9 protein-coding genes and 1 pseudogene are annotated in these 11980 nt (G+C 32.6%); 1 reads left to right on the forward strand and 9 read right to left on the reverse strand.

What is annotated here, in order from left to right; genetic code table 11:
- Positions 1–2: 2 nt before the first annotated feature.
- The 8 genes and pseudogenes from dgt to HMPREF0874_RS10090 form a co-directional block, all read right to left on the reverse strand.
- On the reverse strand, positions 3–1535 hold the full coding sequence (gene dgt, locus HMPREF0874_RS10070; RefSeq protein ID WP_008603113.1) for a dGTP triphosphohydrolase: 1533 nt from the start codon (positions 1533–1535) through the stop codon (positions 3–5).
- A gap of 431 nt (positions 1536–1966) precedes the next feature.
- Complete coding sequence (gene dinD / locus HMPREF0874_RS08435) at positions 1967–2827, reverse strand: DNA damage-inducible protein D (protein ID WP_008603115.1); 861 nt, start codon at positions 2825–2827, stop codon at positions 1967–1969.
- Between the two features lie 46 nt (positions 2828–2873).
- Complete coding sequence (locus HMPREF0874_RS08440; protein ID WP_008603116.1) at positions 2874–3551, reverse strand: GIY-YIG nuclease family protein; 678 nt, start codon at positions 3549–3551, stop codon at positions 2874–2876.
- A gap of 39 nt (positions 3552–3590) precedes the next feature.
- Positions 3591–4922 carry a helix-turn-helix domain-containing protein gene (locus HMPREF0874_RS09875; RefSeq protein ID WP_008603118.1) on the reverse strand — a complete coding sequence of 444 codons (1332 nt, stop codon included), beginning with the start codon at positions 4920–4922 and terminating at the stop codon, positions 3591–3593.
- Positions 4923–5119: 197 nt separating this feature from the next.
- On the reverse strand, positions 5120–5434 hold the full coding sequence (locus HMPREF0874_RS10075; RefSeq protein WP_008603120.1) for an HNH endonuclease: 315 nt from the start codon (positions 5432–5434) through the stop codon (positions 5120–5122).
- 30 nt (positions 5435–5464) lie between these two features.
- Positions 5465–5707 (reverse strand): hypothetical protein, encoded by a 243-nt coding sequence (locus HMPREF0874_RS10080; RefSeq protein WP_008603122.1) that lies wholly within the window; start codon positions 5705–5707, stop codon positions 5465–5467.
- Positions 5708–5725: 18 nt separating this feature from the next.
- Positions 5726–6115 (reverse strand): annotated as a pseudogene (locus HMPREF0874_RS10085) (DUF262 domain-containing protein); the annotation flags it as partial.
- Positions 6116–6412: 297 nt separating this feature from the next.
- Entirely contained in the window at positions 6413–7210 is a 798-nt protein-coding gene (locus HMPREF0874_RS10090; protein ID WP_008603124.1) for a modification methylase EcoRI, read from the reverse strand.
- Between the two features lie 59 nt (positions 7211–7269).
- On the opposite strand from HMPREF0874_RS10090, the gene HMPREF0874_RS08460 reads away from it, so the two are divergent.
- Complete coding sequence (locus tag HMPREF0874_RS08460) at positions 7270–8208, forward strand: IS30 family transposase (protein WP_008603126.1); 939 nt, start codon at positions 7270–7272, stop codon at positions 8206–8208.
- A gap of 370 nt (positions 8209–8578) precedes the next feature.
- Here the strand turns inward: HMPREF0874_RS08460 and HMPREF0874_RS08465 are convergent, their stop codons facing one another.
- Entirely contained in the window at positions 8579–11719 is a 3141-nt protein-coding gene (locus tag HMPREF0874_RS08465; protein WP_008603128.1) for a type I restriction endonuclease subunit R, read from the reverse strand.
- Between the last annotated feature and the right edge of the window lie 261 nt (positions 11720–11980).

Below are 11980 nucleotides of genomic sequence, written 5' to 3' on the forward strand. Positions count from 1 at the left end.
TCTTATAAGTTAAAATCTACACTACTTCCAATCAAATCTCTATACATATTTTCAGCATATGTATCTGACATCGTAGCTATATAACAAGCAACTTTTCTAGATACAACTTTCTTTTCTAGATTATCATACGATTTCTCTTCGCTTATTTGCTGTTGCTTTGTTTGCGACTTCTTTGTTTTCGCTTTTATTGATTCTTCTTTAATATCATTAATTTTAGAAATTAATTGAGATATACGCCTTTGTTCTTTAGTTTTCTCTTTATAAATATCATTCACTATTTTACTTAAATATTTATCTTCATAGGCAGCTTCTATAATAGCGTTGTCAATTTCATTTCTAATTTTCAAAGGCAAAAGCTTATGCTTATCTCTTAATTTATTGAAAAGCCATTCTACTATAACTTCAGCCTTAGCATCATTCTTTTGAACTTCTGGACTTAAAATATAATAATCATCTAGAAATTTTCTTAAATCATAATACTTATCACGATATTCTTTACTAAAATTAATAATAAGACTATCTAAGTACACCTTATTTTTACTATTAGAATTCGAAGAAGACTGTCTATTTTCAGTCTCTCGCTTAACATTAACTTGTTGTAAATTATTAATCTTATTAATCGTCTCAACACTAGAAACAATTAAATTTCTGATAATACTTCGAATTAAATCTCTCGATTCAAAATCCTTTAAAGAGTCTATATTCTTCTTAAATATTAAGTCATTTAAAATGGAACATAACTGTTTTTCAATAGTAGCGTCACTATTTTCCAAATTAGCATATGCAGAGCACCCCAAAAAGTCTTCCAAGTCATGTGTAATATAAGCAATCTTATCTGCCCAAATTACTACTTGTGCTTCTAAAGTGCTTGGAAATGAATTAATCCACTCATCAACTTTGACCCATTCTTCAAATTCTACTGATTCATTATCACTTTTCTTCAAGTAATTAAACTGGTTTTGAACTTTCTTTTTGTCAATTTTAAACATATCTGAATCATGCAATAATATTCCTTCATAAATTTCAGGGTCAATTTTGGAACCATATTTTTCCCATAAATATCTTATACTCTGAATCGGGTGATGAAACTGCCCTTCTTTTTCTAATAACTTACTTAATTTCCTTTCAGCAGCATGTCCAAATGGTGTGTGTCCAACATCATGTCCTAATGCTATTGCAGATACTAAATCTACGTTTAGTTTAAGAGCATTTGCAATACTTACTGCAATCTGTTCAACCTCCAATGTATGGGTTAATCTCGTTCTATGATCTCCTGAGCTAGTAGCAGAAATTACTTGAGTTTTATCTTGTAATCTACGAAAGCCTCCAGTATACAAAATTTTATCTCTTTGTCTTCTTAGAGAGGTTCGATAAGTTTCTTCATCACCAGCATCGTCTTCTACTCCCTCTTCTTGTACGACCTTTTCTTTTATCTCATTTTTCCAACCATATGCCGCAATATGCTTATTAAACAGCTCTTCCAAATCGTTACTTTTTAGTGGAAGATTTTTCTCAATTTCAATCTTTGTCCCCATTTCAGCCCTCATATATAATCATACAAACACACTATCTAAATAAAGAAATTTCGAGTAATCACCCTTATACATACATTTTATTACTTTTTTCTAATAACGCAACAATTCTGTTATTAATAAGTATCCCTATTAAAATATTTAAATTTATTTACTTAAGTAAAAATCACAACATACAAGACATAATTAACTCAGTCAAATAAACCTAAAGCCTTATAAATTTAATATTTATAAGGCTTTAAATTCTATATTTACTTATTACTCCCACTCAATAATTACCATGGCATATTTGTTTCATTAATTTTATATCAGTATCTTTTTAGCTTTTGTTTTTAGCTATTTCTATACCTATTATTTGTGGTTTTAGAGTTTTTTAGTATCAAAACAGTATCAATGGTGATACTACAATATGAATGATTTTCTTTGGACAAATATTATTCATCCAACATCAATTTGCCCTTTTTCGCTTTATCTTTTAGACGTTTCATTTGTTCTTTTTCTATTTGTTGAATGCTTTTCTCCGGAACAGGCAAATCTTCCGGCATAGTGCCACCAATTTTTTCAATAGCACTTCTCACTTCTTTTCCTACTGAGTAATGAACCTTTGTTGCAGCTTCTGCACCTTCAATCTTGTCCTTCCTTAGCTTTTCTTCTGTCTGTGATATTCTAAATAAATTAGCAATCAGTTCGGTACTCCCCATATAATCCAGAATTTTTTGTCTCGCGGTTAAGCCTTTTCTATCATGTATGTCTTCAACATCTAATCCGCCATACAATCCCATATATCCTGCATTCTGAAATATAGCAAATTCTTCGTTTGTGATAACTCCCGCATCGTGTGCAGTTTCTACCAAAAGCTGATTCCATTGTTTAATATCTCCACGAACAACAAGCCTTCTTCTATCTTCATCAAGCTGATTAAAATGATCTGCTATTTCTTGACGATATGTTTGTATGGCAAAATAGGTTTGTCCAAGTGCAATAACCTCTTTTCTCGGATCGCCGTTTTGCACAATCAAATAGCAAGCATATCTCGTAAGTTCATAATCTTTTATAGACTTCCTTGTAGCTCCAGCCTCTACGATTTTGCTGACCTCAGCAAAATCGTATGTGACCTCATGTCCGCTGTTCTCACAGGCAATCATCGCTCTATCAATGACCTTTTGAAAGTTTCGCCATTGAGAATAATCAAGTACATCAGCAAGTTCTCTTGCACTCCAATATTCGCTCCCGTCTTGTCTAACATATTTAATATTTTCAAATTGCCTATATTCTTTTGCTTTTAAATTTGACATAAGCTTACCTCTCGTTATATTTTATGATAGCCAATTTATGTATCAGCTACTTTTCTTTATCTCTATATTTTTCGATAAGATTCCCTTGTAAGTCTTTCCATTCTACCCATCCATTATTAGATTTGCCAATAACTATCCACCCGGCACTTGATGGATTCATACATACAATATCTTCTTGTAATATATTATCTTTTATCTTCGCATTTCTTCTAATAGAAGGTACATAACCTTTGCCGGTGTTACCACAAAAACTTCCTTTCAACACTGTAAAGACTCCATCTTTAACTATAGCTTTCCCCTTCACTTTTCCAAAACCTTTTATGTTACGATTTAATACATACTCTCCATCTGGAATAAATCCACCCTCAGTTTTAAGTTTTATTTCTTCTGTAGATTCTTTGAATACTTCTTTTTTGCTTTTATCTTTAGGATAAATTTGTTTACCATCTAAAGAAGATAATAAGGATTTTGCCACCTCTATATCTAACGCAAATAGTTCAGTACCGACAATTCTACTTTTGCTAAAAATATCATGAATTAATTTTTCTTTCTCATCATATCCATCTACTTCTATAGCAAACTCCCTTTTTAATCCTGTAATATTGGCATATCCATTGCTCTCTAAAAATCTCATTCTATTTTCAAATTGGTCATTTCCCGTCTTGCCAATCTTGATAAGACCGGAAACGACTGTAGTCATTAAATATATTACCCCTTTTGCCATAACTGACTCCTATTACTCATTTGAATTATATATTCGTAACTATTTATTAAAAAACAGCACTTCATCTAATCTACAAATAGCTTTTCTAAAGCAAGTAGCCACATTTCCTCGCTTATTTTTTAAAAGCTTTTCATATAACTCCAATAATATAGATTTGTAGTATGCTTCGTTTTCAATTATTTTCATATCATCTAAATACATAAAAGACTGTAGCAACCATATTTGATGTTTTTCTTCTAAAAATTCACTCAAATCATTTGTTATTTTTTTATCTTTAAAGCAATTGAAATATCTCCTTTTAAAATAATTAGCTTCAGACTCGTTTGATTTCAATTCTTGTTTTTTTTCTAATCTTCCATTTAATCTACTAATCAATAATGTTATAGTTTGAGTATCTTTCCCACTATCATTAATAAATTTTTTTATCCAGTCTATATCTCGTTCACTTTGCTTTATATAGTAATAAATTGGTTGAAATCCACTATTACAATTCATGATAACCTTTATAAATTCAATAGGTGAATCTACGGCCGAACTTCTTAAAAATTCGATGATTATATCTGAAGGCTCTATTGCCTTTAACTTTGGAGTTGTTACAACAATACCGTCAAAAGTCCGAATATCTTTTATACTACCCATTAACTTCAAAGCTGGAGTTCCACCGTTTTCAACAAAGCTACCTTCTTTTACAAAATTTATACTATCAACTAACGCCTTATCCATAACAATTGTAGAATTATCCAATTGAAACTCTCCATTACTTAGATTTAATAATGAGGCATTAGATATACCTATTTTAGCTGTATTTTCTATCAACTTAATCCATTTTTTTGCCTCTTTTTCTTTGTTTTCATCAAAAATCATTTGTAATTCTGCATATTTAATTTTTTGACTTCTGCCCCTATATCTATAGTATATATCACCCTCTTCTAAGCTGTTTTTCTTCCCTCTATCGTCATACATTTTCGAACATATACAAGGTTTATTATCCAAAGGATAGGTATATATTATTCCGTAGGTTTTATCCCTATATTCAAAAATTACATTAGCCCATTTAATACTTGGTTGAAAATACTCATTTAAGTTGTTTGTAAATTCTTCAATTTTGATATTTTCAAACTGGTGTTTACCTTTATCTGATAAGCCTTTGAATGTCCTCGGACTGTCAGTTATCCCAAAAATAATATAACCGCCATCTGTATTGGCAAAAGCTGCCATAGTTTTAAAGTACTGAGCCATTGAACCATGATTATATGATTCTTTATATTCGATGGTCGTACTTTCCCTTGCTTTTATGTAGTTCTCATTATTTTTACTTGGAGTAAATAGTTTTGTAATTTTAAATTCAGATAAAGGGTTTTCTACTTCCATAATCAATCTCCTAAAGATATTTCTTTAAATTTTCTTCATGTACCATTTGCTTTATTGAATTATTGTTATTTAATTAAGATTGATATTCCTTTAAAGCAAATGACATACAGTTTTTCAAGTTCGCAAACACAAATTTGTCCCAAAGAATAATATCGTACTCAATATGAAGAGACAATTCCTAAGTTAATATTTAATACCTAATACTTATCCGTTTTCTTTCCATTGCAATCTCTACACAGCATTTGACAGTTATCTGGAATTGTATGACCGCCTTTGCCCCAAGGCTTAATATGATCGCCCTCCATTTCTTCAAACTCAAAATGTTGCTTACAAATTGGACAATTCCCCTCTTGTTTACTAAGAGCAGCCATTTTATCTCGCTTATCAAGTACTCGTAAATTAAGCAATCTTCCGGCAAAAGGATCTTTGTCTTTGCACAAAAGATATTCATAAATCCCTTTTGTTTTTTGAATATCTTCATCTTCGTGAAGCCTTTTAACTTCAGCATTCATCGTTGATGAGTTGTAGGAGTTTGAATGGTATTAATTGTAAAAATGACACCAATCCAATCCTTTCATATCTGAATAGTATTTAGGAAATATCTTTTGCACCCAACTGATGACATCTTGAAAATATTGCCATAATTCATCTGCATCATTATCCAATTTATGTGCAGCCATATATTCCGTGATATCTCTTATTCCTTGAAATTCGCTGATGCCTTTCAAAGCCTTTTCAAGAAGCTCCTGTCTATTTGGATCTCCTGTAATATATTTATCTGACAAACCTTTAGCTGCACAATTTCACTTGGAGAAATACTTCTTTGCATCTGATAGCCATTCGCCTATATAAACAGAGTTGCGTAGTTCTTGTTCTATTAGCTTTTCACCGGCGATATTTACAACCTTAAACCAATCTAATTTTTCCGACTCATTGCCCTCGCAAATATAAATCATAAACTCATAATTCATAATCGAATTGAATTTATCATCTGGCAATGCGTCCCAGTAATACTTTTTGCCGTCAATTGTAATCGGAAATTGATGTTTAAGATATTGCATTACAGAAAGCGTCCTTTGTTGACCATCTAACACTTCATATTTTTCGTTTCTGACCTTTACCCAATACATAACATTTAATGGAACGCCTTTTAATATCGTATGCATAACAGCTTCAGCTTGTTCTGTGCTATAAACAAACTCTCGCTAATATGCAGGTCTTATCGCTAATTTACCACCATAAGCAAAAACCCCATCATCTCCATTATCCGAATAGCTTTCGAATATATCACTAACTTTTATTGATTTAGGCTCTATTTTCATTGCCTTTTTCTCCTTCTAATTAAAATTCTGTTATAAATTTTCTTACCATCAATTACTGTATAACATGGATAATCGCCTAAATATCTTGCACTATTTGCTAACCCAAGTATTTCAAATTATTCTGGATTATATTTATCAAGAAAGGTACTGTGTACGCCTATAACTCCACTACACTTTTCTCTTAATAAGTATTCTTGCATAAGTTTCTCGTCCACCGACCTTAAGTCTATGTCCACACTTTGGATTGTCTGGGACATATCTGTCAAGCCCAACGATGATGAATTGGTCTGGGTTGTACTTATCAAGGAATGTGATTGGCACTCCCATAATTCCGTTACATCTTGCGTCTGATAACAATTCTCGCATAAGTAATGCGTCTGTCTGTCTGTCTGTCTGTCTGTCTGTCTGTCTGTCTGTCTGTCTGTCTGTTAGAGCGTAATTTTCTTCATCTTTTGTTGTCAAGGATTTTTTTGTGGTAATTACCGCATCTTTATCCTTTATCAATCCATGACTCTTTTGCGGAGCATCATGATTAGTTCTAATATCGTTGGCATTAACTATTTCAAATTGATCCGGATTATGTTTATCAACATATGTGATAGGGACTGCCATATTCTCAAAATAATCTTTCGGAATATCTGTAACTTTATTTACATTGACTGCATCATAATTATCATATTTAGGATAGTCCTCTTCATTCCCATAATAGTTCTTATACAATATCAATTCTTCATGTCTTTTTTCATGGTCTAAGTTTGTATACCAACAAATAGTTCCCAAACTACGCCATTTCTGTCCAGATTCATCTATCCAAAATCTTGTAGCTCGCGGTTCATAATGGTCAGGAACTCTAAAAGCCATATCTCCAAACTTGCAACCCAGCCATATTTTATTTTCCTGTATCAACGGAAATATTTCTTTATATGATGAATTGTAAAATATATTGCGACAAATAAAAAGACTCATATTGGAGATCTCGTGTAAAATGTAAATAACCACAAATACATGACACGGAGGTCTCTAATATGAGCTATATACATCTTACCATAGAAAAACGAAGTCAAATAGAAGTTTTACGAAGAGAAGGATACTCTGTTCGTAGGATTGCTAGCTTAATCGGGGTTCACCATTCTACTGTAGCAAGAGAATTAAATCGCATTGAAGGTGAATATTCTGCGATTAAAGCACAACAATTAGCAATTAGTAAGTCTGCTAACAAAGGCAGACCAACAAAGTTAACACCTCAATTAGCGGCTTTAATTGAATCCAGGTTACAACAAACTTGGTCTCCAGAAGAAATAGTTGGTGCTGAATTAGTTGGAGTTCTAAGCTTTAAAACAATTTATTCTTGGATTCATCGTGGTTTTCTTGCTGTAACAGAAAAAGTACTTCGCCGGAAAGGCAAAAAACCTGGTACACAAGAAAAGCGTGGACGGTTCAATGTGAAAAGGACCATTAAGGACCGACCTCAAGAAGTTGAAAACCGTAAGACTTTTGGTCATTGGGAACTAGATACAATGGTGTCTTCCAGAGGTCAAAGTAAAGGTTGTTTAGCTACATTTGTTGAACGTAAAACTCGATTTTATGTAGCAATAAAAATGGATGACCGAACTAAGGATTCTATGTTTTTAGCTATTAGTTCCCTATACAACACATTAACAAGTAAATTACTTAAAACCTTTACAGTAGACCGTGGTAAAAAATTTGCGTGCTTTGAACAGGTTGAAAACGAGTTTGGGATACCAATGTATTTTGCTGATGCCTATGCAGCATGGCAACGTGGCTCTAATGAAAATAGTAATAGTTTACTTCGAGAATTTTTTCCTAAGAAAACCGATTTAGCTAAAGTAACACTAGATAAACTAACAGAAGCACTAGTGCTGATTAATAATCGACCTAGAAAATGCCTTGGGTTTAAAACACCATTTGACATGTTTAAACATGAGATTAAAAAATTGATTTAATTTTGTCACATTACTTATTGCAATTCATCTTATAAAAAATAATTTTCTCCATTTTATTTTCCCCTTAATATATATTAGAACAAAATATCTTATGTAAATGACAATATAACAATAGAAATTAACGGCTCTAGTAACTACTCATACATCCTGTAAAAATCTCCCCCTTCTCAGAATTAATCGTTAAATTATATAACCTTTCTATTAATATTTTCTACAAATAAATGCAGTTCTCCTCTATTATCAATTCTAATAATTAATAAATACTTCCAATCCCTCATACTTTTATATTTAAATCTTTACACTACTACAATCTACTTACAAAAAGCCAACAAAGTTAGCACTTTGTTGGCTTAAAAATTTCATATCAATCTTACTTCCCTATATTATCGGCAACCAGGGATAACGGTTTCTCCGTTGGCATTGGATAGGAATAAACCTTATGTTCTTCTTCCATATCATAATTATCCGTCCATAGCTCGCATTGTGTTATTACAGTCTGAACCGCATCATCCATACCTTCTGGAGGGTATTTGTGCTTTTTCAAAAGTTTTTTAATGATCATACGCATTTTGGCTCTTGCTGATTCACGTTTTTGCCAATCTATGGTCCTATTTTTACGCAGAGTCTCAGCCAATTCTTTCGTTATCGAGATTAGCTCTTCATTTTCATAGAAATCTTTAATAGCCTGTGGTTTTACCAATGCATCATAAAAGGCTAACTCATCTGCAGTTAAACCAAGTTTTTCCCCTTCTTGTCTATCTGCTGCGATTTGTTTTGCTAGTTTTAGCATCTCTGCAATAACTTCTTCATTTGTTAGCATCCCATTTAAATAAGCATTGAGAGAGCGTTGCATAATTTCACTAAATTTCTCAGACTTAACTACATTTGTTCTGCGATAAACAGAGACTTGATTAGAAATTAATCTCTTCAACAATTCAATTGCAAGATTCTTTTCCTTCATATTAGCAACATCTTGTAAGAATTTAGGATCAAATAAAGAGAACTCTTCTTTAATGTCAGAGAATAAATTAATTACGCCATCACTCTTAATACTGTGCTTTAAAAGTTCGTTTATTCTTGCATTCATTTCTGGTAATGAAATCTTTTTATCAACACCAGTATTAGTAAGTCTCAAAACAAGTACACGAACAGCTTCAAAGAATGCTGCTTCAAATCTATCATCTTCATTAACTAACGAAGAACAAAGAGAGAGTGCTTGATGAAGCATAAGGGCTTCTTTTACAAATACCTCCTTATCCTCTGCCCGCTCTTTATCCATAATGAAATTCACTGCACCACTAATAGTTTTAGCTCTTTCAAGATCCGTACCACTTTTAAATTTAGAATAATCATATCCATGGAATATATCTCGACATATAGATAATTTTTCTAAGAATTTAGGATAGGCAACCATAGCAACATCGGTGTCGCCATAATTTTTTTTATCACGTGATGTATAATCGTTCATCGCCTGCTTCAAAGCAGTAGCAATACCCACATAATCAACAATAAGCCCGCCTTCTTTATCACGGAATACACGATTAACACGAGCAATTGCTTGCATTAGATTATGTCCAGTCATAGGCTTGTAAATGTACATAGTTGCAAGAGACGGAACATCAAACCCTGTTAGCCACATATCGACAACTATAGCAATTTTTAAAGGGCTGTTATTATCTTTAAATTTCTTTGCAAGTTCATTTTTATGATGCTTATTGCCAATAATTTGACGCCACTCTTCTGGATCATTATTACCAGAAGTCATGACTACAGCAACTTTTTCGTCCCAATTCGGTCGAAGCTCTAAAATGCGTTTATAGATTTTCATAGCAATAGAGCGAGAATATGCAACAATCATTGCCTTACCGGTAAGTAAATATTCCCTATTATTTTCATAGTGTTCAAGAATATCATGCACAAGAGAATCTAGAGTATTATCATTACCAAGAATGGCTTCCATCTGTCCTAGCTCATGTTTGCTTTTCTCTATGACTTCACTATCAGCATTTAGAGACATTAAATCATATTCAGCATCAATCAACCTCAATGTAGCTTGATCCAGATTCAATCTGATAACACGACTTTCATAGTAAACAGGTCGTGTTGCACCATCTTCAACAGACTGCGTCATATCATAGATATCGATATAATCACCAAAGACCTCCCGCGTACTACGGTCTTTTGAAGAAATAGGTGTTCCTGTAAAACCAATATATGTAGCATTAGGTAATGTATTACGAATAAGTCTGGCTGTACCAATAACACGTTTTGCTACTTCCTCTCCAGATTCATTCTTTGTAATCTTAATTTTTTCAGCAAGCCCATATTGCCCTCTATGTGCTTCATCCGCCATAACTATAATATTATGACGTTCAGATAGAGGTTCATCCGATTCCTCAAACTTTTGCATCGTAGTGAAAATAATACCATTTGCCTGTCTCCCAGCAAGTAAGGTTTTAAGATTTTCTCTACTTTCTGCTTGTAACGGCTCTTGTCGTAAAAAATCTTTACACTTTACAAACTGACTATAGAGTTGATCATCAAGATCATTTCGGTCAGTAAGCACAACAATAGTAGGGCTATCTAGTGCCTCCTGCAACAAATGGGCATAGAATACCATTGAAAGAGACTTACCACTACCTTGAGTATGCCAAAAAACTCCACCCTTACCATCAGTAACAGTAGCGTGCTTAGTCGATTCAATAGCTTTCTTTACTGCAAAATATTGATGATATCCAGCAAGAATTTTATAGCTATTTATTCCTTCATTCGAGAAACAAATAAAGTTCTTAATAATATCAAGTAATCGTTCTTTTGGGAATATTCCCTCAAAGAATGTATCAAATTGTGCATACTGAGTATTCTCATAATTACCATCTTTGGTTTTCCACTCCATAAAACGGTCTTCGCCGGAAGTAATTGTACCAGCTTTAGAAATTAATTGATCACTCATAACACAAATAGCATTATAAATAAACATCGATGGAATCTCTTGCATATAGTTGCGAAGTTGTCTATATGCCTCGGAAGCATCTGTTTCTTCACGCGAAGGAGACTTAAGCTCCATTAATACTATTGGCAGACCATTTAGAAATAGAATAAGATCAGGACGTTTATTGCTGTTCTCAATGAAAGTCCATTGATTAGCTACAACAAATGAATTATTTTCAGAGTTCTTATAATCCACAAGATAAACAATTGAAGAACATTCTTCTCCATCAACAAAATATCTTACAGGAATACCATTCTGTAAGTAGTCCATAAAGATAGCATTCTTCTGTACAAGTTCAGCATTTTCAAAATTTTTAAGTTTAAATAATGCATCCTGAATCGCATCATTATTTGCACCATGATTTATACGATATAAAGACTCAACTAAAACTTCTTCATAGAAAGGACTATAAAAATCTCTTTCTATATCTGGGCCATATACATATTCATACTCTAAATCATTTTGAAATAATTCAATTAATGATTTTTCATAATCTTCCTCTCGGAAAAAATTTAGCATTATTTTACTCCCTATTAAAAAGATAATTTTGACGCTTAGTTGTAAATTGAAACTGAACACATAAAAAATCCATATTAGTACAAGTGATAAGATTAGAGTATCAAATTCGCAATCAATCACGAGGTACTAATATGGACTGCTCTAATCTTATCACATCATTGCGCACAAACAAACACTTAAATTTAGAAGAGCGCTTTTATCTTGAAAAACGCCTTCTTGCTGGTGATCCTATCAATACTATTGCCAAGGCATTAGGACGCT

The organism is Veillonella sp. 6_1_27 (genome assembly GCF_000163735.1).
In the GTDB taxonomy this organism is placed as follows: Bacteria; Bacillota; Negativicutes; order Veillonellales; family Veillonellaceae; genus Veillonella; species Veillonella parvula_A.

Bases quoted from the DNA above. Each gene is read 5' to 3' on its own strand.
- dgt (WP_008603113.1), bottom strand. From the start codon at position 1,535: ATGGGGACAAAGATTGAAATTGAGAAAAATCTTCCACTAAAAAGTAAC.
- dinD (WP_008603115.1), bottom strand. From the start codon at position 2,827: ATGTCAAATTTAAAAGCAAAAGAATATAGGCAATTTGAAAATATTAAA.
- HMPREF0874_RS08440 (WP_008603116.1), bottom strand. From the start codon at position 3,551: ATGGCAAAAGGGGTAATATATTTAATGACTACAGTCGTTTCCGGTCTT.
- HMPREF0874_RS09875 (WP_008603118.1), bottom strand. From the start codon at position 4,922: ATGGAAGTAGAAAACCCTTTATCTGAATTTAAAATTACAAAACTATTT.
- HMPREF0874_RS10075 (WP_008603120.1), bottom strand. From the start codon at position 5,434: ATGAATGCTGAAGTTAAAAGGCTTCACGAAGATGAAGATATTCAAAAA.
- HMPREF0874_RS10090 (WP_008603124.1), bottom strand. From the start codon at position 7,210: ATGAGTCTTTTTATTTGTCGCAATATATTTTACAATTCATCATATAAA.
- HMPREF0874_RS08460 (WP_008603126.1), top strand. From the start codon at position 7,270: ATGAGCTATATACATCTTACCATAGAAAAACGAAGTCAAATAGAAGTT.
- HMPREF0874_RS08465 (WP_008603128.1), bottom strand. From the start codon at position 11,719: ATGCTAAATTTTTTCCGAGAGGAAGATTATGAAAAATCATTAATTGAA.